Annotated in this window: 26 protein-coding genes, 3 riboswitches and 2 other annotated features; of the genes, 4 read left to right on the forward strand and 22 right to left on the reverse strand. The window is 36.4% G+C overall.

Going from position 1 to position 24,132, the window contains the following annotated elements; all coding sequences use genetic code 11:
- The first annotated feature begins 33 nt into the window (after window positions 1-33).
- A complete protein-coding gene (locus tag BAQ48_RS02230; protein WP_071709824.1) occupies window positions 34-810 on the forward strand; it encodes a class I SAM-dependent methyltransferase in 777 nt (258 codons plus the stop codon).
- Window positions 811-849: 39 nt separating this feature from the next.
- Here BAQ48_RS02230 and BAQ48_RS02235 read toward each other — a convergent pair whose 3' ends face one another.
- Window positions 850-1,059, reverse strand: a complete 210-nt coding sequence (locus tag BAQ48_RS02235; RefSeq protein WP_000880632.1) for a hypothetical protein — start codon at window positions 1,057-1,059, stop codon at window positions 850-852.
- A gap of 282 nt (window positions 1,060-1,341) precedes the next feature.
- Window positions 1,342-1,600, forward strand: a binding site (T-box leader).
- 59 nt (window positions 1,601-1,659) lie between these two features.
- Between BAQ48_RS02235 and brnQ3 the strand changes: the two genes are divergently transcribed.
- Window positions 1,660-3,015, forward strand: coding sequence for a branched-chain amino acid transport system II carrier protein BrnQ3 (gene brnQ3 / locus BAQ48_RS02240; protein ID WP_071709825.1), 1,356 nt, complete (start codon window positions 1,660-1,662; stop codon window positions 3,013-3,015).
- 24 nt (window positions 3,016-3,039) lie between these two features.
- On the opposite strand, the gene BAQ48_RS02245 is transcribed toward brnQ3, so the two are convergent.
- The 9 genes from BAQ48_RS02245 to gltP all read right to left on the reverse strand — a co-directional run bounded on the left by BAQ48_RS02245 (window position 3,040) and on the right by gltP (window position 10,693).
- Window positions 3,040-3,411 (reverse strand): DUF3922 domain-containing protein, encoded by a 372-nt coding sequence (locus BAQ48_RS02245; protein ID WP_116758452.1) that lies wholly within the window; start codon window positions 3,409-3,411, stop codon window positions 3,040-3,042.
- Window positions 3,408-4,040 carry a response regulator gene (locus BAQ48_RS02250; protein ID WP_000598710.1) on the reverse strand — a complete coding sequence of 211 codons (633 nt, stop codon included), beginning with the start codon at window positions 4,038-4,040 and terminating at the stop codon, window positions 3,408-3,410. Before BAQ48_RS02250 ends, BAQ48_RS02245 begins: the two co-directional genes overlap by 4 nt.
- Window positions 4,037-5,092: a sensor histidine kinase gene (locus BAQ48_RS02255; RefSeq protein ID WP_071709827.1), complete on the reverse strand. Its 1,056-nt coding sequence runs from the start codon at window positions 5,090-5,092 to the stop codon at window positions 4,037-4,039. Before BAQ48_RS02255 ends, BAQ48_RS02250 begins: the two co-directional genes overlap by 4 nt.
- Complete coding sequence (liaF, locus tag BAQ48_RS02260; protein ID WP_071709828.1) at window positions 5,092-5,832, reverse strand: cell wall-active antibiotics response protein LiaF; 741 nt, start codon at window positions 5,830-5,832, stop codon at window positions 5,092-5,094. Before liaF ends, BAQ48_RS02255 begins: the two co-directional genes overlap by 1 nt.
- Window positions 5,833-5,939: 107 nt before the next feature.
- On the reverse strand, window positions 5,940-6,602 hold the full coding sequence (locus BAQ48_RS02265; RefSeq protein WP_000814149.1) for a PspA/IM30 family protein: 663 nt from the start codon (window positions 6,600-6,602) through the stop codon (window positions 5,940-5,942).
- Window positions 6,603-6,649: 47 nt separating this feature from the next.
- Window positions 6,650-7,006, reverse strand: coding sequence for a lmo0954 family membrane protein (locus tag BAQ48_RS02270; RefSeq protein WP_000808647.1), 357 nt, complete (start codon window positions 7,004-7,006; stop codon window positions 6,650-6,652).
- A gap of 187 nt (window positions 7,007-7,193) precedes the next feature.
- Window positions 7,194-8,510: a Na+/H+ antiporter NhaC family protein gene (locus BAQ48_RS02275; protein WP_071709829.1), complete on the reverse strand. Its 1,317-nt coding sequence runs from the start codon at window positions 8,508-8,510 to the stop codon at window positions 7,194-7,196.
- A gap of 95 nt (window positions 8,511-8,605) precedes the next feature.
- Window positions 8,606-8,711: riboswitch (SAM riboswitch) on the reverse strand.
- Window positions 8,712-8,831: 120 nt separating this feature from the next.
- A complete protein-coding gene (locus BAQ48_RS02280) occupies window positions 8,832-9,350 on the reverse strand; it encodes a ribonuclease FAU-1 family protein (protein ID WP_071709830.1) in 519 nt (172 codons plus the stop codon).
- A 68-nt stretch (window positions 9,351-9,418) separates the two neighbouring features.
- A complete protein-coding gene (gene gltP / locus BAQ48_RS02285) occupies window positions 9,419-10,693 on the reverse strand; it encodes a glutamate/aspartate:proton symporter GltP (RefSeq protein WP_000821137.1) in 1,275 nt (424 codons plus the stop codon).
- A gap of 484 nt (window positions 10,694-11,177) precedes the next feature.
- On the opposite strand from gltP, the gene BAQ48_RS02290 reads away from it, so the two are divergent.
- Together BAQ48_RS02290 and BAQ48_RS27790 are read left to right on the forward strand one after the other, a co-directional pair.
- A complete protein-coding gene (locus BAQ48_RS02290) occupies window positions 11,178-12,443 on the forward strand; it encodes a murein hydrolase activator EnvC family protein (RefSeq protein WP_071709831.1) in 1,266 nt (421 codons plus the stop codon).
- A 98-nt stretch (window positions 12,444-12,541) separates the two neighbouring features.
- Window positions 12,542-12,700 (forward strand): hypothetical protein, encoded by a 159-nt coding sequence (locus BAQ48_RS27790; protein WP_001095992.1) that lies wholly within the window; start codon window positions 12,542-12,544, stop codon window positions 12,698-12,700.
- Window positions 12,701-12,726: 26 nt separating this feature from the next.
- Here the strand turns inward: BAQ48_RS27790 and BAQ48_RS02295 are convergent, their stop codons facing one another.
- From BAQ48_RS02295 to BAQ48_RS02350, 12 genes are all read right to left on the reverse strand, one after another.
- Complete coding sequence (locus BAQ48_RS02295) at window positions 12,727-14,082, reverse strand: sodium-dependent transporter (RefSeq protein WP_000665438.1); 1,356 nt, start codon at window positions 14,080-14,082, stop codon at window positions 12,727-12,729.
- Between the two features lie 111 nt (window positions 14,083-14,193).
- Window positions 14,194-14,442, reverse strand: a binding site (T-box leader).
- Between the two features lie 64 nt (window positions 14,443-14,506).
- A complete protein-coding gene (locus tag BAQ48_RS02300) occupies window positions 14,507-15,121 on the reverse strand; it encodes an NAD(P)-binding protein (protein ID WP_071709832.1) in 615 nt (204 codons plus the stop codon).
- Window positions 15,096-15,848 carry a sirohydrochlorin chelatase gene (locus BAQ48_RS02305; protein WP_071709833.1) on the reverse strand — a complete coding sequence of 251 codons (753 nt, stop codon included), beginning with the start codon at window positions 15,846-15,848 and terminating at the stop codon, window positions 15,096-15,098. The genes BAQ48_RS02300 and BAQ48_RS02305 overlap by 26 nt, the downstream gene beginning before the upstream one ends.
- 1 nt (window position 15,849) lies before the next feature.
- Window positions 15,850-16,626: a uroporphyrinogen-III C-methyltransferase gene (gene cobA / locus BAQ48_RS02310; protein ID WP_071709834.1), complete on the reverse strand. Its 777-nt coding sequence runs from the start codon at window positions 16,624-16,626 to the stop codon at window positions 15,850-15,852.
- Between the two features lie 86 nt (window positions 16,627-16,712).
- Window positions 16,713-16,913, reverse strand: coding sequence for a DUF3906 family protein (locus BAQ48_RS02315; protein WP_071709835.1), 201 nt, complete (start codon window positions 16,911-16,913; stop codon window positions 16,713-16,715).
- A 10-nt stretch (window positions 16,914-16,923) separates the two neighbouring features.
- Window positions 16,924-18,546, reverse strand: a complete 1,623-nt coding sequence (locus BAQ48_RS02320; protein ID WP_071709836.1) for a nitrite/sulfite reductase — start codon at window positions 18,544-18,546, stop codon at window positions 16,924-16,926.
- 158 nt (window positions 18,547-18,704) lie between these two features.
- Window positions 18,705-19,304, reverse strand: a complete 600-nt coding sequence (cysC, locus tag BAQ48_RS02325; protein ID WP_001095373.1) for an adenylyl-sulfate kinase — start codon at window positions 19,302-19,304, stop codon at window positions 18,705-18,707.
- A gap of 12 nt (window positions 19,305-19,316) precedes the next feature.
- The gene (sat, locus tag BAQ48_RS02330; RefSeq protein ID WP_071709837.1) at window positions 19,317-20,453 is read right to left on the reverse strand and encodes a sulfate adenylyltransferase; all 1,137 of its coding nucleotides are present in this window, start codon (window positions 20,451-20,453) and stop codon (window positions 19,317-19,319) included.
- Between the two features lie 38 nt (window positions 20,454-20,491).
- Window positions 20,492-21,193 (reverse strand): phosphoadenylyl-sulfate reductase, encoded by a 702-nt coding sequence (locus BAQ48_RS02335; protein ID WP_071709838.1) that lies wholly within the window; start codon window positions 21,191-21,193, stop codon window positions 20,492-20,494.
- An 86-nt stretch (window positions 21,194-21,279) separates the two neighbouring features.
- Window positions 21,280-21,423, reverse strand: coding sequence for a YezD family protein (locus BAQ48_RS02340; RefSeq protein ID WP_000116159.1), 144 nt, complete (start codon window positions 21,421-21,423; stop codon window positions 21,280-21,282).
- A gap of 72 nt (window positions 21,424-21,495) precedes the next feature.
- Window positions 21,496-21,604, reverse strand: a riboswitch (SAM riboswitch).
- A gap of 116 nt (window positions 21,605-21,720) precedes the next feature.
- Window positions 21,721-23,037, reverse strand: coding sequence for a diaminopimelate decarboxylase (gene lysA, locus BAQ48_RS02345; RefSeq protein WP_071709839.1), 1,317 nt, complete (start codon window positions 23,035-23,037; stop codon window positions 21,721-21,723).
- 180 nt (window positions 23,038-23,217) lie between these two features.
- A riboswitch (Lysine riboswitch) is annotated at window positions 23,218-23,399 on the reverse strand.
- 89 nt (window positions 23,400-23,488) lie between these two features.
- Complete coding sequence (locus BAQ48_RS02350) at window positions 23,489-23,884, reverse strand: DUF3888 domain-containing protein (protein WP_001228818.1); 396 nt, start codon at window positions 23,882-23,884, stop codon at window positions 23,489-23,491.
- Window positions 23,885-24,132: the final 248 nt, after the last annotated feature.

Here is a 24,132-nt window from a genome sequence, read left to right on the forward strand (position 1 = left end):
AAGCTATACTAAGCATTGAAAGGAGGTTTTTTTATGTCCATTAATTTTCACGATGCAAATAATAAATACACATACGCACAGCGAAACGCCCATATTTCTTGGGGAGAAATAATAAAAAGTATTACAAATATACAAAACAAGCAAATAATTGATATCGGCTGTGGTGGTGGAATTTATACGAAAGAACTTGCTCTTATGGGAGCCAAAAATGTTGTTGGACTTGATTTTTCAAAAGAAATATTACAAGCCGCAAAAGAAAATTGTAGTGGCGTTCCAAATATTTCATTCATTCAAGGTGATGCACATAGTATCCCATATCCTCATGAAACATTCGACATTGTGATTTCGCGCGCAGTGATTCATCACTTACAAGACATTCCTACATTTCTACGTGAAGCTTCTCGTATATTAAAGAAAAACGGTGTACTTATTGTACAAGACCGAACCATTGAAGATTGTACGATTCCTGGCAGTCCCGAACACATTCGCGGATATTTTTTCTCAGTCTTTCCAAAACTCATTGAAACCGAATCAAAAAGAAGACCAAAAACAAATACTATACAGCAAGAATTACAAAAACATTCTCTTCATGTGTTCCCCGCTCAAACACAATGGGAAATACGAAAAACACATGATTCTGTAGAAGCATTACTACAAGATTTATCTCCTCGAACAGGTCGATCTATTCTATACGAATTAACAGATTATGAACTTTCTCAACTTCTACACCACATCCAAATCGCATTACAAAACGTATCCCCTATTATCGAAAGAGATCGTTGGACAATTTGGAGCGCCATGAAACTGTAAGGAAGGAAGCCTCACAAAATAATGTGAGGCTTCCTTCTTTCATAATCTAACTTTGCAACACTCTTGATACCCTCCACTTCTGGCCTGTGCACTTCCACACTTCGGACATACTAAATATCTAGACTGATTTGTCAACAAACTACCTTTTTGAAAGAGTAAAACTTCTGCTTGTTTAAATGAACGCGAATAATATAACCACATAAAACCAATTATAGCAATAATGCCAAATAATACTCCCATCGCAAGCATTTCAGTCACCTCTTTTGGTTTGTTCTTTCCAGCAAGTGGATTGTTGTATTATTCTCTATAAATTCAATTAATCCCTTCTTCACTCCTATAAATATCAATTTTCTCCACAATTTTTACAATTACCTACAAATTTTCACTTCTCTTTTACAAAACCATTTTAAGAATCTTCCCCCTTCAAATAGTTTATATAATCGAATATATTCCGATATCTAAATGCACAAACTAAAAAATATGTTGACTTTCTAAAAAAATCATGTAACAATACTGTCAGAATACTTGAATAAAAATTCATTGACGAGAACGAGTACGTTATAGAACTGTTCCCCAGAGAGTTGGCGATTTGCTGCAAGCCAACGTTCAGCGTGTAACCGAAAATCATCTCCGAGAAGTAGAACCGAATGTCACAGTAAGTTCTTACCGGCTGTCCACCGTTACAAGGAACACGTATCATGTTGTACGTTGCAAAGCCGTATACATATAGATTTATTTCTACATGTATAAATTAGGGTGGTATCGCGGGTAAATATAACTCGTCCCTTTCTTTAGGGACGAGTTTTTTGTGTTCTTACAAATGAATTTTAAAAAAGGAGGAAAAAAACAATGAACACTGTATCAAAAAAACATATTTTTTTCACGGGTCTTATGCTATTTTCTTTATTTTTTGGGGCAGGTAATTTAATTTTCCCTCCCATGCTTGGACAAAATGCTGGTGAAAACTTTTGGCCTGCAATGATTGGATTTTTATTAACAGGAGTCGGTTTACCGTTACTAACTGTTATCGCAATCTCACTATCTGGAAATGGAATGCAGCAACTTGCAAGTCATGTCCACCCATCATTCGGAATTTTCTTTACTGTCGTTGTATATATCGCAATTGGTCCTTCAATGGGCATTCCGCGTGTCGCTAACGTCGCTTATGAAATGGGAATTAGTTCTTTCTTGCCAGAAACAATTCGCTCTAGTAACCTAGCACTATTTTTATACACGGTCATCTTCTTTGCTATCGTATTTTGGCTTAGTTTAAATCCATCTAAACTTGTCAATCGCATTGGAAATATATTAACACCTATTTTATTACTATCTATTTTCTTATTGTTTGTTAAAAGTGTATTTACACCACTCGGACAATCAGGACCAGCAATGCAAGAGTATCAAACTTCTCCAATCTTCAAAGGTTTTATGGAAGGATACTTAACGATGGATACCATTTCAGCACTTGCATTTGGAATTATCGTTGTAAACGCAATTCGCTCTACCGGTGTGAATGATCGCAAATCCATTGCCATCGCAACAGGAAAAGCAGGGCTTATTGCCGCTACAGGGCTCGTACTTGTATATGGTGCACTTGGATGGCTTGGTGCAACGAGTGTCTCGCTCGGATATGCAAAGAATGGTGGACAATTACTTACTGTAATCGTACAACAATTATTCGGTCCGTATGGTCTGCTTCTATTATCTCTTATCGTTACACTAGCTTGCTTAACAACATGCGTTGGACTCGTATCTGCATGTAGTCAATATTTCTCAACATTATTTACAAAATTTTCATACAACGCATTCGCGAGTCTCATTTGTACATTAGGATTATTAGTTGCCAACCTAGGTTTAACAAAAATTATCGCCATCTCTGTCCCTGTTCTACTTGTTGTATATCCAATTGCGATTGTACTCGTTCTACTTTCATTACTTCATAAGTATTTTGGTGGATATCGCTCTGTATATGTAGGTGCATTAATTGGAGCAGCAGTTGTGAGTGTATTTGATGGATTAAAACAAGGTGGAATTCCTGTTTCATTTATCACACCATATTTTGAATCTATTCCTTTATATAATGAAGGGATCGGCTGGCTCGTACCAGCATTAGCTGGAGCTCTTATCGGATTTACTATCGCTAAACTAAGCGGTGCAAAAAAAGTCCCATTAATAGCCGACTCTCATGAAGCAAAAGCATCATAAAAAAACTCCCACAAGGGAGTTTTTTTACATTTGATAAGCACTATGATTAAAACTACTTATTTTATACGCTTTCGTATAAAAATCAATATTTGTATCAACTGTTTCTACTTTAACGACATCATAGCACTCTTCTTGCTTTACTAAAAATAAATAGTATTCTTCTGTCGCCTCAATAATTGCAATTTTATCTGTTTCAACATTATATTGTTCACAAAGCGCTTGTAATGCGTTCACATAATCCTCTAATTTTTTCGATTTATCCATTCCAAATATTGTTTGAACTAACATATACATTCTCCCCCTTGTATGTACTGTTAACACTATAACGATAACGCTTACATTAGTTACCGTCAATAAAAAGCTTTGGCAAGATGAATAGCCAAAGCCTCTTATCATTTCGTCAATTGATGTCTAAATGCATAAATAACCGCTTGCGTTCGGTCACTTACATTTAACTTATTTAAAATATTGCTCACATGTGTTTTCACTGTTTTTAGAGCGATAAATAGTTCATCTGCAACTTCCTGATTGCTTTTCCCCTCTGCAATTAATAACAAAATTTCATACTCTCTTTCTGTTAACTCTTCATGCAAAGGTTGTTCCTTCTTCTGGCGCATACGTGACATCATTTTACCAGTGACTTTTGGCTCTAATACAGTTTCTCCATCATAAGTAGCTCGCACTGCATCCGCAATATCACTTGCTCTTGATGTTTTTAATAAATAACTTGTTGCTCCGGCCTCAATAACAGGATATAATTTTTCATCATCTAAAAAACTTGTTACAACAACAATTTTCGCTTCTGGCCACTCTTGAATAATAGCCCTTGTTGCTTCAACTCCATCCATCTCATCCATGACAAGATCCATTAAAATAATATCTGGCCTTAATTGCAGCGCTAACTCTGACCCTTTTCTTCCATTCTCAGCTTCTCCAACTACTTCAATATCTGGCTGGGTTGATAAATAAGCTGATACACCCATGCGAACCATTTCATGATCATCAACTAGTAATACTTTGATCATACTTCTCCCCCTCTCTCAATCATAATTGGTACTTTCACTTCAATTTGCGTACCTTTATTTGGAAAACTCAGCACTTTTAGTGTCCCACCAATTTCATGAACACGCTCTTGCATAGATCTTAAACCGTAGGAACCAGCCTTATTAACTCCTACTTCAAATCCAACACCATCATCAATGATTTTTAATATCGCATATTGATCAATTTTACGAAGACGCACTTCCGTTTTCTTTGCCTTCGCATGTCGTAACGTATTTGATAGCGCTTCTTGCACAATACGGAATAAATGGTCTTCTACACCTTTTTTTAATTCAATAGGTTCGATAAGCCATTCAATTTTCATATGTTGTTTTCGCGATAATTCCGTTAACAACTCTTCTATACCTTCAGTCAGTTTTTTACCTTCTAATTGTACAGGGCGTAGATGGAGCAATAATGCCCGCATTTCTGATTGCGCATTTACAACCATATTTTCAACAAGCTGTAATTGTTTTTTTGTCATATCTGGAAATTCAACCACTTGTTCATTAATCGCTGACATCATCATCGACATTGCAAAAAGCTGCTGACTTACTGAATCATGCAGCTCCCTCGCCAATCGATGCCTTTCTTGGGAAATCGCTTCTTGTCTCATCTCTTCATTCCAATGAGCTCGTTCATTCGTTACTTTTTGAAAGAGTCCAGCTTGCTCCTCTAATCGACGAGCAAGAACGATTACTTTTCGTTCCACTTCATGAAATTCATCATCTGCAGTAAACGAAACATCACTCGGAAAATTCCCTCGCTCTACTTCAAATAGAAACGTATTTAACCCTTGTATGCGCTGCTCTATATAGTAACCGATTGCATACCCTACAATTCCCCCGATAAGTAAACTTGTAGTCATAATAAACAAGCCAATTGGAACAGAAGCGATGGATTCCTTCCATAATAAATCATACACTTGTTGCTCGCTTTTCCATACATAGACAATTGTACAAATAAGCGCGATACTCACAGAGGACAACATAGAATAACGAATATACATCCACGAAATATTTTTTTGTTTCTTCATTATACTTTCCTCACTTCCGTATCGCCTACGACAAGCGAAGAAATAATTTTAATACGACGAGGAGCCTCTTTATACTGCTCTGTTCTAAATGTAACATTGCGGTTAAACCCTGTCTCTTCATGACCTGGCAAGAGCACACGTCCGACAATAACAGAATGATTTAAAGACAGTTCAATATCATATGGCACATATAAACGAATATTACCAACGACACCTCGAATAACAATTACTGTTTCTCCTTCTGGAATCATAGCAGTTGTTAAATCTATTTCCACATCACAAGCACCATATTGAACATTAATATCCTCAAGTTCATAAATATGATCCATCATTCGGACATTACCTACAAACATATTTTTCAAATACGGCTCTGTACGATATATTTGCTTCTCTTCATCTATATATCCTTTTTCTTTAATTTCAACCTTCATTGCTTTTTGCTGCTGCCCTTGCTGAATCAGTTGATAACCAATTAAAGCTAAACAAGCAAATACTACGAGTACAAAGGCTGCTGATGAGAATAAAAAGAATAAAAGTACGATGCCGCCAACAAATAAAAATACATTTCCCCTAACATAACGATTTTTCTTACGATAATGCCTTCCAAACATAATCATAATAAATGCAAAAATTAAACCACCTGGTTCAAAATGTCCAAGTATCATATCAAGAAAAAGACCGAATCCAAATATGATGAGGAGCATCCCCATTAATTGCGTTTTTGAAAAGTGCTTTTTCATTTCAGCTCCTCCCCTCTTCGTTACATATACATAGAAGAAAAGGCATTGCTTTCCAACACCTTTTCTCCTATCACTATATCATAAGCCTGTTTTATAATATACTACAATTATTTTGTTACTTCCTTCGTTAACGACACTTCACTTTTTTCTTTCATTTCACGCTCAAGCTTTGCAATTTTCATATCAAATGTGTCACGTTCATGCTCATCATTCATACGAGTTTCTAAGTCGCGAATATGATCTTCAATTTCTTCAAATCGTAAGAACGGATTATTCTCATCCATTTTATGCATCGCTGTATTCATACGACGATTTGCATGTGCCATATTTTCACGAGCCATTAGTTCCATACGCTTTGCGTGCATTTCTTTTAATTTATTTTTCATTTCAGAAAGACGGCGCTCTAATTCATCAATTTGCTCTACAACACCTGCATACATTTCTTCTAATCGAGTTACTTGCCCTTCATAATAAGCTACCTCTTCTAACGCACGCTCGTGCAATTGTAATTCGCCTGCTTCTTGAGCAATAACAGCTTGCTTTGATCTTTTATTAACGAAATAGCGTGCTTGCTCAAGCTCACGAGCGAAGTTAGATTTTAATGTTTTATGACGCTGAATTAACTTCTCAATTTTTGTTATTTCACGCTCACTATCGCGTAAATATTGGTTTAACATAGCAATTGGATTTTTTCTTTCCTTCTCATCTAACACGTTATGAAAATCAGCTAAAATTGCATCGCGTACACGTCCGAATAAAGATTGTTTCATTATAAATCTTCCTCTCTTCTACTTTATTTATGATTTGGTTTATTCTTTTAGTTTTTCATTAACTTGTTCCACTCATCTTCAAAGTTGCTATATGGTTTAGAACTTTCTGGAGCAGCGTCAACAACTACATCTTTTTCTTTTTTCCACTCACGGTATCCATAGTATAAAACTACTAAAGCAGCGATACCGATTAATGCTGGTGAATGTGATAGGGCAATTGACAAGCCGATTAAACCGACAATACCCCAAGCTAACTTTCCAAAAAATGATTGTGCTCGCACAAATGATTTGTAGCTCCAGTACACAACTCCTGCTCCGATTGCGAATCCTACAATACCAGCAAGACTACCAAGAGCAATTAGAGCCAAAATACCGGCCGCGATAAACGCTAGAAATTGTTTCATCTTGTGCTTGCCTCCCTTCGATTTGATACTCTTATCTTAACTATTTTTTCATCTTTCCATAACGAGCTTAAGAACCGTTTTTGACTCAGACTTAAGACTGAGTTGAATTCAGCCCTTTACATAAAAAAACCGCGCAGAGAATATTCTCTGCGCGGTTTCAATACATAACGGTAACTTTCATATTAAATTAAGCTGTTTTATGATACTCTTTTTTCTCAGCTACTTTCGAAAACCTTGGAAATCCAATCAAAATCGAAACAATCCCGCATACCCCTACTAAAATTGGATAAAATGCATATGGTAACAATTCAATCGGAGATAACGCAGCAAATCCTGCCGCAGTTAACATTTGAGCACCGTACGGAATTAAGCCTTGCACACAACAAGAAAAGAGATCTAATACACTCGCTGATTTACGTGGATCAATTTCGTATTGATCTGCAATGTTTTTCGCAAGCGGCCCTGTAAAGATAATAGAAATTGTATTATTCGCTGTACACATATTCGTCATACTCACTAAGCCAGCAATACCGAACTCCGCACCTTTTTTCGAGCGAATGTTACGTGTTAAAAGATTCATTAAATATTGAATACCACCATTATATTGAATCAGTTCGACCATACCACCAATTAAAATAGCAAGTAATACTAACTCCATCATACCGCCCATTCCTGTCGTTACACTTTTAAAGAAACTCTCTAACGTGTAACTTCCATCTATAAGGCCGATAGCACCAGATAGTACAGTTCCACCTGTTAACACAATAAGTACATTCCAGCCAAGTAACGCTGTAATAAGTACTCCTGCATATGGTAAAATCTTTATCCAGTCAAAACTATGAGCTTTGACTTGCGTATCGCTTCCTAAAGTGATGATTACTAATAGTACAATCGTAATAATCGCAGCCGGTAATACAATTAAAAAGTTCGTCTTAAACTTATCTTTCATTTCTGTTCCTTGTGAACGAACAGCTGCGATTGTTGTATCTGAAATAAACGATAAATTATCACCAAACATCGCACCGCCAACAACGGTCGCCATCGTAAGTGCAATTGAGATATCAGTTTGCCCACTAATACCTACAGCAATTGGTGCTAACGCTGCAATGGTTCCCATCGAAGTTCCCATCGCTAATGAAATAAATGCCCCAATAATAAAAATTCCAGCTACGATAAATCCTGGTGGCAAAATAGATAACGCTAAATTAACAGTTGAATCTACTCCGCCCATTCCTTTAGCTGTTTCAGAAAACGCACCTGCAAGTACAAAAATTAATACCATAATCATAATATCTGGATTTCCTGCACCTTTAGCAAAGCGCTCTACTTTCACATTAAAGCTTTCTTTACGATTCATCGCTAAAGCGATTCCTACAGCAATTGAAATCGCTACAAGTATCGGCAATTTATAGAAATCACCTGTAATAATTCCAGAACCAATAAATAGCGCCAAAAATATCCCAAGCGGTAATAAAGCTAAACCATTTCCTCTCGTTTCTTTCAAAGTACCATCTCTCCCTAGTTTCAACCTTTTTTCTAATGAATAACAAAAGACCTCTTCCAATGAGAAGAGGTCTTATACATCTATAAGAAACACTCTTCTCATCTTTCAAGCACATGCTTGCTGGATTTGGCACAGCACTCTGAAATCGAGTCCGCTGCCGAGGCATCGTAGGGCCAGTCCCTCCGCCTCTCTTTATAAGAAGGTTTCGTATTTATTTTTTAATAATAATTTCTTTCCTAACTTTACTCGCTTACAAAACAAAAGTCAATTATTTTTTGTATAGATTTTTTTGGTAATTATACAAAAACGCGAATACAGCAATCATTTCCACTTTTCAATTTCTTCATCCAATATTGAAATCCAATAAAATTCATTATTTTTTATAGCTGCTATTATCCATTTTGTTGTATGCAAAGCTAACTCATATTCTTCCTTTGTAATATCACCAATTTTATAAGCATCCTCTAACTCGTCTTCATCCAATACATAGATCTCACCGTTCGGTAACAATACTACATCTAAATATAAATCATCAAAATAAGGTAAACCACGCTCGTCTATTTCATATTCTTTCGCTACGTCAATATAATATTGCACTAATGTTTTTTGATCATCTAGCATAGCTGTTATGGCAAAGTTCTTCCCATTTATGAAATACTGAATCCACGTATACTTATCCCCTGCAATACAAATTTCTTTACCTGCGTATTCTTTACAACTCGGTTCTCTCACCTTCTGTATGTCCAGTATTCCTAACATACCCTCTTCTACTTGCTTCACTATATAATCCTTCTCTATTAGTCGTTTCCACGAAGAACCATCCCCATATTTACGTTTCATTACGTCCGCTCCTCTTCTATATATAGAAAAGCCCCCACATATTATGTGAGGGCTTGTTCATATTATAATTAAGCCGCTTGACCCTTTTCAGAAATCTCTTTTAAATAAGCTTGTCCTTTTTCAGCGTCATATTGACCTTCCCACTTAGACATAACTACAGCTGCTAAAGAGTTACCTACAACGTTAACTGCTGTACGAGCCATATCTAAAATACGGTCAATACCTGCAATAAATGCTAAACCTTCAGCTGGAATACCTACTGTACCAAGTGTTGCTAGTAATACAACGAATGATACGCCCGGTACACCCGCGATACCTTTTGATGTAACCATTAATACAAGTAATAATGTAATTTGTTGCGTAATAGATAAATCAATACCGTACATTTGCGCTAAGAAAATCGCCGCAATCGCTTGATATAAAGTTGATCCATCTAAGTTAAATGAATAACCTGTCGGAATAACGAAAGATGTAATTGCTTTCGGACAACCGAACTTCTCCATCTTCTCCATGATTTTCGGTAAAACCGTTTCTGAACTTGCTGTAGAGTACGCTAAGATCAGCTCGTCTTTTAAAATCTTAAAGAATTGGAAAATGTTAATGCCAAATATTTTCGCTGTAAGTCCTAAGACAACTACAACGAAGAAGATCATTGCTCCATATACAACAATGAGTAATTTTCCTAACGGAATTAATGAAGCTAAACCGAATGTAGAAACTGTAACACCAATTAGTGCAAATACACCAAACGGCGCAAATTTCATAACTTGGTTCGTTACGTAAAACATTGCATCAGCTACACCTTGGAAAAATTGAAGAACCGGTCTTCCTCTTTCACCAATTGCCGCTACACCTAAACCAAATAGTACAGAGAAGAAAATAATCGCAAGCATATCTCCATCAGCTAACGACTTCACAATGTTCGTTGGAACAATATTTACAAATGTATCTGCAAATGAATGACTTTGTACTTGCTCTGTCGTATGTGTATATTTCGAAATATCTGTCTTCGTTAACTGCTCCATATTTACGCCTTTTCCTGGCTGGAAAATATTCGCTATTAATAGACCGACAATAATTGCAATTGTTGTAATAATTTCGAAGTAAATAATTGTTTTTCCACCTAGTCGGCCTAGTTTTTTAACATCGCCAACACCAGCAACCCCAACAACAATACTTGCTACAACAATCGGTACAACGATCATTTTAATTAATCGGATGAAAATATCACCAATTGGTTGTAAATAACTTACCACTGCCGGATTGCCAAAGAAAATCGCCCCAACCGCAATACCAAGCGCAAGTCCTATTAATATTTGCCACGCAAGTCCTATTCTTTTCATATTTGTTGTAACCCCCTCTTAGATGCGTAACTCTATCTCTATAAAACTAAGAAATTAAGAGTATTACATATTATTCGACAATTCACTACATTTTGTCCCTGTTAAAAATCATAAATCAAAAATTAAAATCTGACAACTAAATAAGTTTGCCCGAATGCAAATAATTTTCTTGACAAAAACAAAACCCATGTCAGAAAACCTCACATGAGAACGATTCCTTATCAGTGTTTTATTGACTTCTCTACAAATATTTAACTATATAAAACAAATATGTTATTTTCCTTTATTTTACAAAAAATATACGATATATTCTCTTTGTTGTACTCACAAAAAAATGTAACTACCATGACAATTAAATTTAAAAGATGCTAAATTCCGACAAAATTTAGCATTTTTATAAAATTTCCTTTACATTATGATTACAACGATAGACACTCCCCTTCTAATGATATATAACATTCATAGGGAAAGGAGCCAAACAACAATGAAAAAGAAATTTGCAGCGTTTAGTGTTTTAGCAGCAGGAACGATTTTGGTCTCTCCGCTACTTTCACCTGTATACGCTGAAACGAATCAAGATAAATTATCTAACATACAATCAGAATTAGACGGCAAACAAAGTGACTTACAAAATAAATCAGCTGAGAAAGACCAAATAGAAAAGGAAATTCAAGAATTACAAAAAAAAATCGATGAATTAACTACATCTATTAATAAAAACGAGGCTGAATTAAACGATACGAAGAAAGAAATTAGCAAAACACAACAAATAATTGCTGAAAAAAAGAAACATATAGAACAATTACAAACAAACATAGATACACGTCAAGAAGTTATTAAACAACGACTACAATCTATGCAAGAAAAACCTCGTACAAGTATTATTACAGAGGTCTTAACAAACTCTGCAAACATTGCTGATCTTGTTGATAATATGTATTCCGTAAGTTTGATTTTAAACAACGATACAGATATCGTGAAAAAACAAACAACTGATCAAAGTGCTGTGACAACTGAAAAAGAGGCTGTTGAGAAAAAAGAGCAACATCTAAAAGAATCCGAGCAAAAATTAGAACAAAAGCAACAAGAATTACAAAACAACCAACAACAGCAACAAACGCTTATTAACGATCTACATACGAAAGTAGCAAAAGTAGATTCAGAGATTGAAGGATTAGAAGAATCAAAGGGTATTTTAGAAAATCAGCGTCAAGCTGTTCAAAAAGCAATTGAAGAAGAAAAACGTGCAGAGGAAGCTCGTAAAGCTGAAGAGGCACGCAAGGCGGAGGAAGCTCGCAAACAAGCAGCTGCCACACCTGCTCAAGCTGCTCCGGTACCGCACGATACAAACATCGGTGGATTTATTAAACCAGCAGCAGGATCAAAAACTTCTGGGTTCGGCGCACGTTCTTTAGATAACCATAAAGGAATCGATATCGCTGCTTCAGGAACCGTTCCAATTATCGCTGCAGCAGATGGTGTTGTTATTCGCTCAGAGTTATCATCCAGTTACGGAAACGTTGTATACTTATCTCATCGTATAAACGGAAAAACATATACGACAGTATATGCTCATATGAGCAGCCGTTCTGTATCAAATGGACAAACTGTAAAACAAGGAACTCAACTTGGATTTATGGGGAATACTGGCCAATCATACGGACAACATTTACACTTTGAACTTCACCTCGGAGAATGGAATGTCGGTAAGACAAACGCAGTTGATCCATCTCCTTATATCGGATTATAAAAACTCGGTGCATACCGAGTTTTTTATTTACACTTCACACAATATAGGCATTCCACATAGACTATAACTACATGCCTATATTTTACGAGGTGATTCATATGAATACACAATTACAACAAGAAATAGAAGAAGCTAGAGAAACGTACATTGGCCGGTTATTTACATTTGGCGGCTCAGCGTTGTTTTTAATCGGTTCATTCATCGCAGTCGTCACAGCTTATAAAGCATATAATCGTTTATTGCAATCATCAACATAAAAAAAGACGGGGATCCCCGTCTTTTTTTATGCAAACATTTTAAATACACCTATTGCATTTAAAAATACAATTATTACAGTTACTGGAATAATATAACGAAGTAAGAAGAACCAAATGTTAAATAGCGTTTTCCCTTTCGTTTCCGTAACTTCTAATTCTTTCATTAATAACTCTTTACTCATTTTATTGGGTACAAATAGCGAAATAGCTAGTACCCCTAACGGCAGCAACACATTACTTACCGAAAAATCAACGAAATCAAAGAATGTTTTTCCAAATATTTTCACATCACTCATAATCCCAAATGATAATGCCGATGGAATTCCAACCGCAAAAATAAGAATACCAATTAATAATGATGCGGACGGACGCTTTTTCTCATTATCTTTCGCAACAGATGCTACAACAATTTCAAGCATTGAAATCGCAGATGTTAAAGTTGCAAAGAAAAATAACACTAAAAACATAATGAAGAAAAATTGTCCAAATGGTATTTTCGCAAAGACAGCAGGAAGAACGATAAACAGTAGTCCTGGTCCTTCTGTCGGCTTAACGCCTAATGCGAAAATCGCTGGGAAAATCGCTAATCCTGCAAGCACTGTAATAAATACAGTTAAACTTACAATAGATGTTGCTGATTTCGCTAAATGTTCCTCTTTCTTCAAATACGAACTATACGTTACCATTACTGAGGCACCTACCGTTAATGAGAAGAAAGATTGTCCCATCGCATATAAAATCGTATCTGCTGTAAGCTTTGAAAAATCTGGTTTTAAGAAGAACTCTACCCCAGCCATAGCACCATCCAGTGTTAAAGCACGAATAATGATAGCAATAAATAAAATGAATAATAGCGGCATCATGTACTTACTTGCCTTTTCTATACCTTTTTCTACACCTTTACTAACAACAAAAATAGTACAAAGCATAAAGACAAATTGCGCTCCAATTGCGCTTACTGGATTTGAAATTGTTTCACCAAACAATTTTCCATAATCAACAACACCATTCCAGAAGCTTCCTGTAACACTATAGTATAAGTACAGTAAAATCCATCCACCTACAACACTATAAAAAGATAGTACGCTAAAACAAGTAACAACCCCCATACGACCAATCCAAGGATATAACTTGCTATTTGGCACCAATACTTTATACGCTGTAACTGCCTCTTTTTGAGTGCTACGTCCAATAACAAATTCTGCTATTAGAAGCGGCATACCTATAAATAAAGTTAATAGTAAAAATACAAGGAAGAATGCGCCTCCCCCACCATTACCTGCAACATATGGAAATTTCCATATCGCACCAAGACCTACTGCGGCTCCGGCTGCTGCGAGTACAAAGCCAATTTTCGACGTCCATTGCTGTGTTTCTTTCATCATAAATTCTCCTTTTCTGAATATTTAAACTTTTACCAATTATACACTTTCATTTCATACTCGCACACCTCCTTTAGAAAATAAAAAAGTCCCCTACACGCAAATATGCATGTAGAGGACGATATATGTAATGTAAATACCGTGGTACCACCTCAATTGGATTGATAAATCCCACTTGTTCAAGTACAGGAAAAATTCCGATACTCTATCCTTTTAACGGCGGAACCCGGGTTGCCTACTACAATGTTCAACATACCTCTCGCAAGCCCATTCTGTATATTTTATCGTACCGGGCTCACACCTTACCCCAGCTCTCTGAACGTATCAAATATACATACTCTTCTTGCTCATCGATTTCATCTATTGAAGTTACTTGTGATTATAAATTATATTTTTATATTTGTAAAGCGCAATTTATTTTTTGTTATTGGAGAACTTCCCCCTCTAATTTCCGTAAAAAACTTTCTCTTTTTTCCTCGCTTTGCACATATACTGATTTCAATACTTCTTGTAGCAATATATGTCGTTCTCTCTTTTCTAACTGCAACTCTTTTAACTTGATTCTTACTTCATATAGAAACTCTAAATATATTTCGTATGTTTCATCATATTTATTTGCGATATCATCTCGAATTTTTTTCGCAAGCTTTGGACTTGCTCCTCCAGTAGAAACCGCTATATTAAGTAACCCACGATGAATTGCCGCCGGAAAATGAACATTACCACTTTCTGGGTTTGTAATAACATTTACCAATTGATTCTCTGCGCTATCCTCAGCAACTTGTTCATTTAATATAGAATCACTACTCGCTGCGACAACTAAAAAAGCATCTTTAATATCACTTTTTTCATACTCTCTTTGATACCAACGAATTTTCTTCTCCTCCACAAGTTTCACTAAATTTGCGTCTAATTCCGGACTTACTACAACTATATCCGCACCTTGTTTTAGTAAAGGAATAATTTTAAATCCCGCAACTTTCCCTCCACCAATGACAACAACACGTTTCTTATCAACTCGCACTGTAAGTGGATACATATTGATCTCCTCTCAATATTTCCTTCGTTTTTTGGATTAACATTTCTCGAAACGCTTCATTCTTTCCTAAATACGGGCTTATTTTTATTCCTTCCAATTCATATTGACGCACTTCTTTTTCAATATATTTCATAAGTAATCCTGTAAATAACAAATAAGGTAGCACAATGATATGCTCTTCTTTTCGTTCTACAACTTCCTTCAATTTCCCCTCAAATTTTGGTTCTGCAGCCGCTAAAAAACAAACTTCTACTTTATCAATTTTTCCCTCCGCTTGAAATAAAGCAGCGATCCGATTTATATCTTGTAAAGTTTCAGGATCGCTACTGCCCCTTGCGACAAGTAAAAGTGTCACTTTATTTTTATATTCTTCAATACCGCTTCCTTTATATACCGATTTTATAAGTGTTCTTGATACACCAAATGGATTACCGTAAGACACTTTAATATGAGGAAATTGATCATTTAACTTTTGTAATTCAAACGGAATATCATTTTTCACATGACCTGCCGCTAATAAAAATACAGGAATAGCGATAATCTCTGTCGCACCACGCTTCACACATGTACGAAAGCCTTCTTCAATAGAGGGATTCGCTAACTCTAAAAAACAAACTTCTTGAATCGTTGCCTCTATACGGCTCATACATGACGTAATAAATTGAATTGCCTCTTCTTTTGCTTCCCTCAACCGACTTCCATGACATATATATAAAATAGCCTTCATTTTACAACACTCCACTTACTTGATAGGCATTTTCCGTTTGTTTCTCAAACCAATGAATCTTTTCTCTAAAACGGACAACTTCTCCAATTACAATCATGCTCGGATTTTGAATTTGTTCTTTTCTCGCAACCTCCACAATTGTTCCTAACGTCCCGACAACTGTGCGCTGCATAGACGTCGTTCCCCGCTCAATAATAGCAGCAGGTGTATTTTTTTCTTTCCCATGCTTCATAAGTTGTTCACATATGTAGGGCAAATTACTAACCCCCATATATACTGCTAAAGTCTCTACACCCTTCGCTAAACTTTCCCACTTTACTTCCTCTTCAGCATCTTCTTTCCTGTGTCCTGTCACAATAGCAAAACTTGCACTTGCATCACGATGGGTCACCGGAATCCCCGCATAAGCAGGTGCAGCTATTCCAGAGGAAATACCTGGGACGATTTCAAATGGTATCCCTTGCTTCGCTAGCGCTTCAGCTTCTTCTCCACCTCTACCAAATACAAACGGATCTCCCCCTTTTAACCGCGTTACAATTTTTCCTTTTTTTGCGTATTTAATAAGAAATGTATGAATCGTCTCTTGCTTCATCGTGTGATAATTCGGGAGCTTCCCGCAATAAATTAAATCCGCTTCAGGCTTTGCGTACGAAAGCAACTCTTTATTCACAAGACGGTCGTATAAAATAACATCTGCCTTCTCAATACATTTCAATCCTTTCACAGTGATTAAATCTGGATCCCCAGGGCCCGCTCCAACGATATATACTTTTCCCATCAGCTCTCCTCATTTCTACTATTAAAGTGAAACTTCCATCCTTATATACGAATGGAAGTTTTCATTACTTCATATTTCAATGTTCCTTACTCGTGAATAACAAAGGCCGCGCTTTTTCGAATCTTCTTTTTTTCAAATAAGGAAATCTCCTTTATTTCCGGTAACGGTAAAAAATGTTTTTCAAGCTCAATCTCTGCAAGCTTAAATGCCTGTTCTTCACTTTGAGCAACGACAACAATCGGAACGATATTATTCGCTAATACAGCTTCAAATCGGTATAAGTCCATATTGCCCCTCCTAAGACGCTATAACTTCCTCTAACACGTTATTTAACGCTATTTGTAATGTATCTACGCCGATACGTTCAACAAAATCATAAAATGTTTCAGCTGGTAACTTATTTTTTTTGAAATAACTTATAAATGATGCGAGCACATCCGGTAAATCTTCACCGTCTATTTTCCCTTTTAGCTTTTGATTATAAGCACCGCCATCTAGTAACGTTCCGCCGACATAAATTTCAAACGCCTCAACAATTCCTTTTTCCTTCGTTTTCATTTTCACCCCTTGTAATCCAATGTCAGCAATTTGACGTTGACCACATGAATTCGGGCATCCTACCATATGAATTCGAACAGGAACGTCGAGTGCAATTTGTGTATCTAAGTACTCAGCGATTTGGCGTAACCTTTCTTTCGTTTCTACTAATGCGAGATTACAATATTCAATACCTGTACATGAAACCGCATGACCAATAAATGATTTCGGATTTGCAGAAATTGCTTCAAATAATGGTTCGCTTAATAAGCCTGCAACATTCTCTGGCGGAACATTCGGAATAATGAAGTTTTGCGAGTTACAAGTACGAATTTGCCCGTTACCATATTGCTTTGCAATTCTTGCAATCTCAAACATTTCTTCTGCATGTAAACGCCCTACAGGCACATTAAAGCCGACATATTTTAGTCCCTCTTGTTTTTGATCTTGAACACCATAAAAATAACCTGCATTCCATCCTTTTAATGCACTTTCTCCTTTACTTTGTAAAGACCCTGTATACTCTAGTAGTTTCTCTTTAAATTTCTCCGCTCCCCAGTCTGCAACAAGAAATTTCAAGCGTGCTAAATGACGCTTTTCACGATATCCAAAATCTCGGAATATAGTAGCAATCGCAATTGCTACCGCCTTCACTTCTTCTGGTAGAACGAATACATCTAATTCTTCCGCTAAATATGGACGAGCTGATAATCCTCCGCCTACTTTTATATGAAAACCAACTTTTTTCTCACCATTTATTTCTTTCGTAGCAGGTGTAAATGCCACACAGTTAATCTCCGCATTTGCTGAATTATAAATGTTAGAACTAATGGACATTTTAAATTTACGTGGTAAGTTAGAAAACTCTTCATTATGTTGAAAGTAGTCATATACCTCTTTTACAATACCTGTTGTATCAAACAGTTCATTTGCATCAATTCCCGCAAGTGGATTTCCTGTAATATTACGCGTTATATCACCACACGCCCCTGCTGAAGATAATCCAACTCTCGCTAACCTTTTAAAAATATCTGGAATTTGCTGAATCTCTAACCAATGAAACTGAATCGCCTGTCTTGTCGTAATATCGATTACATCACGTCCATAATCCTCAGCGATAGAAGCAAGCGCTTCTGCCTGCGCATTTGTAATAATCCCAGAAGGAATATTTACACGCATCATAAAGTATCCAGCTTCTTTCGGACGCTGCAAATACAATCCTGCCCATTTAAATGCGTCCCACTCTTCTTTCGGAATAGATTCGAATCCATTCTCCGCATAGTAAGGAATGTCATTAAAGATTTCCAATCCATCTTTTTCTAATTTATTCTTCTCAGTCTGATTTAATTTTTCATTGTTAACCCATACTTTTTCGTAACTCATTTTTAATCCCCCTATATAAAGTGAATCTTTACTCAGTGAGGATTGTGTTCACCTCCCACTGAGTATTAGCCTTAACCAATCAGGCATTTACAGACGGCAGGGCTCCCACCTAACTTCTTTTCCCAAGCCGAATTTTGAGGTAGGTGTTTTACAGCCCGTTAGTGCGGGATAAAACTACGCTCTTGTAAATACTTCACAATTTGTTCTGCACATTCTTCAATAGAATACTTATGTGTTTCTACAATTAATTCTGCTCGTTCTGGCTCCTCATATGGTGAATCAACACCAGTAAACTGTTTAATATCACCTTTTCTTGCCTTTTTATAAAGACCTTTCGGATCACGTTTTTCACACTCTTCAATCGGACACTTCACAAACACTTCAATAAATTCATCCGCCGCTAATAGATCTCTAACTTGTTTTCGGTCTACTCGAAATGGTGAAATGAATGCTGTAAGAACAATCGTTCCTTGATCTACGAATAGTTTAGAAACTTCACCGATACGACGAATATTCTCTGTACGATCACTTTCAGAAAACCCTAAATCATTATTTAAACCATGGCGTATATTATCCCCATCTAGCACATAGTTTCCGATATTCTTTTCAAATAGTTTACGAGCAACCGCATTCGCTACTGTAGATTTACCCGAAGCTGATAAACCCGTAAACCAAATTACAAAACTATGATGACCACTTTTCACTCTTCTCTCATCTTTTGAAACAGAGGCTGTATGCCAAGTAATATTTGTATTCATCTCTTTCTCTCCCTATTTTGTTACTACACCTTTTTTCAAACCTTTAATTAGCACTTCCACTACTTCTTTACGACTAAATGTACTTGGCGGAATCTCACCGTTTCTTAATAGCTCCCTTACTTTCGTACCGGATAAAATGACATGATCCTCTTTTCCGTGCGGGCATGTTTTCGTTGAAGCCATTGCTTCACATTTCCTGCAGTAAAAGCTATGTTCAAAAAATAGCGGTGTAATCCCTAACTCTTCCACTGTAAAGTTTGTAAAAATCTCTTGCGCTTCATATGTTCCATAATAATCTCCTACCCCGGCATGATCACGCCCTACAATAAAGTGGGTACATCCAAAATTCTTTCTTACTAATGCATGAAATATCGCCTCTCTTGGCCCTGCGTAACGCATCGCCGCAGGAAACACACCCAAAAAGACACGATTTTTCGGATAATAGTTTTGAAGTAATACTTCATAGCTTTCCATCCTTACATCAGCAGGAATATCATCTGATTTCGTTTCCCCAACAAGCGGATTCAAAAAGAGACCATCTACAATTTCAAGAGCAGACTTTTGAATATATTCATGAGCGCGATGTACCGGGTTTCTCGTTTGAAACCCAACTACTGTTTTCCAACCACGCTTTTTAAATTCTTCTCGCGTTTCAATTGGATCTAAATGATAAGAAGGAAATTGATTATTTTCAAAGCGTTTTGTAAGAATAATAGCTCCTCCAACATAAACGTTTGGTCGTTCATATAATTTTTTCACTCCTGGATGAGCCTCATCCGTCGTTTTATATACAAGTAACGCTTCTTTTTCTTTATCTGGTACAAAAATATCTTCTATTTGAATGACACCATATATTTTCCCATCGTTAACAAGCTTTACTTCCTCTCCAACTTCCAGCCTCTCTGCTACACCTTCTGTTACCGGCAATGTAATTGGTATACTCCATATGCTCCCATTTGCTAAACGAAGGGTTTCTACGACCGAATCATAATCATTCTTACCTAAGAAACCTGTAAGTGGGCTATATCCACCTGTCGCTAGTAGCTCTAAATCACTTAACGCAACGTTGTCTAATTTAATTTCTTTTTCAATTTGTGATACGTCGTATGTCTCATCTATACGGTTTACTAATTCGTTTCTTGTACTCATTTTCTATATCCTCTCTTAGCTTTATTTTTCAATTCATCTTATTGATCATGAAGACCACATTCTGTTTTCAGTTTTCCAGCCCATCTACCATCTCTTGAATCGCCACCATCTACAGGTAACGTACACTTCTCACACCCAATACTTGGATAGCCAACATCATGTAATGGGTTATACGGCAAACTATGTTTGTATACATATCGCCACACTTCTTTCCATGTCCAATGAATAAGTGGACAAATCTTAATAGATTGAAAACGACGATCTTGATTTATAAAGTTTGTATGTTTGCGAGTTTCCGATTGTTCCCTTCTTAAACCTGATATCCATGCCTTTTCATTTGCTAACACTTTTTCTAAAGGTGAAATTTTCCTAATTTTACAACAAAGATTCGGATTGCTTTCCCATAGCCTGTCACCATGCAACTTTGCTTGTTCATCAAGTGTAAGTTCTGGCTGTTTTTCTATAATGTTTAATGAAGGAAATCGTTCCCGCACTTTTTGAATTAATTCATACGTTTCTTGAAAATGAACATTTGTATCCAAAAATACAACTTTAGCAGATGGATTTACTTGGTTTATAAGATGCAGTAGTACCATACCTTCCACTCCAAAGCTACATGCGTATACGATTTCTTCTTTATATTCTTTATAAGCCCAACTTAATACAGATAGCGCGCCTTTTGTTTCATCTTCTTCTGAAAATGAAACACCATTTTCAGCCCACGTTTCATACGTCAACATGTTTTTTCCCCCTGTAAAAGCAAAAAGACGGTTTTAACCTAATACAATAGGTTAAAACCGCCTCTAGTTTTTCTAGTCAGCGCTTTTTACTTTAAACGTACTTTTTCACTTTTCTCTAACTGAATGACTTTTCCATCTTGCACAACAATTGTAATTGAACCATATTTCATATCAGCAAGCATCGCTTGAATCTTCTCCGATACTTCATCAAAATGTTCCCGTACACTCACGCGAACAGCCCCCCTTTTTATTCATAAAAAAAATCTTTCCCATTTCGAAAAGACTGTTCGGTAATATATTTTACCTTATCTTTCAAAATGGATTCCATTTTGCTGGATTTAGCACCTTGCTTTCTATAAGCAGGTTGCCGAGCTTCTTCGGGCCAGTTCCCTCCGCTTCTCTTGATAAGCTTTGTATTTGTATTTTATCACAATTCTGATTTTTTTCAATCCTAGTTTTCCGATATATTTTAATTATTTTATTTTACAAAAAAGGAATTGCCCATCCGAACAACTCCTTTTCTCTATTTAAACAAGTTCTTTAATACGTATGCGATCGTTCCCAATAATATTTTCATATGTTTCGCGTTCCACTACAATTTGCGATGTTCCACCTTTCGCAAAGACGACAGCTGGTCTCCGAATTCGATTATAATTATTCGCCATCGAATAGCCATATGCTCCTGTACAAGAAATTGCTAGTAAATCGGAAGAAGCGACTTTTGGTAAATGAATATCCCAAATCAGCATATCTCCACTCTCACAACATTTCCCAGCAATCGAAACGAGTTCCTCATTCGCATCATTCCCTCGATTCGCTAACATTGCTTCATAACGAGCGTTATATAAGGCAGGTCTTAAATTATCCGTCATTCCACCATCTACCGAAACATATTTTCTTATGCCAGGAATATCTTTCACCGATCCGACTGTATAAATTGTCGTTCCAGCATCACCTACGATACTACGACCTGGTTCAACCCAAATTTCTGGCAATGGATAGTTACATACTGTAAATTGTTCTCTCACTGCACTCGTTACAGCTCGCACATATGTCTCAAGTGTTAATGGCGTATCCGAATCTGTGTAGCGTATTCCGAACCCTCCGCCTACATTTAACACCTTTACTACATAGTTTGTTTGCTCTCTCACTTCTTCTAAAAATTGGCGAAGAACTTCAATTGCTCGAACAAAACCAGCTGTTTCAAATATTTGTGATCCGATATGGGAATGAATACCTAGCACATTATAATTTGATTTTTGTAAAGCAAGCTCAATTGCCTGCATCGCTTGACCATTTGAAACACCAAATCCAAATTTTGAATCCTCTTGGCCTGTTGTAATATATTCATGTGTGTGCGCCTCTACTCCAGGCGTTACACGAATTAATATGTTCACAAATTTCCCATGTTGCACTGCTAAATCATGCAAAATTTCTAATTCTAAAAAATTATCGACTACAAAACAACCAATATTCGCCTGAAGAGCCATCACGATCTCTTCTTCTGTTTTATTATTGCCGTGAAAATGAATGCGCGATGCCGGAAACCCTGCTTGAAGCGCAGTATATAATTCCCCTCCAGAAACAACATCTAACGACATATTTTCTTCACGAGCTACTCGGCACATCTCCATGCACAAGAACGCCTTGCTTGCATACGCTACTTGATAAGAGAAACCACTTTCTTTAAAAGCACGATGAAACGCGCGGCACTTCCCTCGAATTGACTCTTCATCGTATACATAAAGTGGTGTTCCGTATTGTTTTGCTAGCTGCGTCGTATCGCACCCTCCAATTTCTAAGTGTCCTTGCCCATTGATTCGGCTCGTGCCGTGTAAATACATTTGAATTCCTCCCTTATTTCCTCTAAAACTCATAACCCCAATCTTCTATTCATTGCAGCACGCTTTTAGATAGACAAAAAACGCGCGGAACAATGTTCACACGCGTTTCTTATTAGGAAAAATATATATTGAAAAAATAAACGAGTTGTTATCTCCTCAAAATAAGAAACCGCATCAACATCTCCAAATAGCTCTCCATAAAATAAATCTTATGACAGTACTACATTTATTCAATGCAGTCCCAATATATGAATAAGATGGTTATTCTTATATTTCGGCAATAGTCCCTTTCAACCTATGATCACAGATTCCATTAAATCTCCCATAGCTTACTCTTTCCTATCGCGGCCTCTACCTTTGAGAGTAGATGAGGTAAGTCTATTTAATTTTCAAACATCTAATTGTTGCTATTAACAATACCAAAGGACCATTTTATTTGTCAAACAATTTTTTATATTGTTTTTTTACAGTTTAGTTTTGTATCATTTGGTAAGCGCTTTATCATGATCTTTGTCACTTCCCATTCGCCTTCTTCGTTATTAAATGTGATCGTTACTTTTTCAAATGGCGGCACAATTTTCCCACCAACGTGTTCATACTTCGTCACTTCAATAACCGCTTGAAATAAATATGTACCACTATACACTTTTTTTAAACTAATAATTTTAGGACATTGATAAGGCTTCAAACTCCCATATTGTTTTTCAATTGCTTTATTTATTTTTGGAAATAAAACAGAATAAAGTGCATCTTCCATAAGGGGTGCATCATATTGGGCTACAGAAACACTCGGTGAAGCAAAAAGTATACAACTACTGCATGCAATAAAATATAATAATTTTCGCATTATAACCTCCGTATTATTACGTGATTCTTTCTGCGCACGATCATTATCATACAAAGAAATTCCATTTTATTGTCTCCCATCGCTCTTTTTCTACTCAATTATTATAAAAAAGTCCACAACTCTCTTTTATTTTCGTATAATGATACTCATAGTATAATAATCATAATAACAAAGGACTGTTCGTATATATAAAATGAGGCGCTAATCAAATAGGCCCACAAGAACTGTCATGCTTTTTAGGAGAGGAG

The sequence above is a fragment of the Bacillus luti genome (assembly GCF_001884105.1).
Lineage (GTDB): Bacteria > Bacillota > Bacilli > Bacillales > Bacillaceae_G > Bacillus_A > Bacillus_A luti.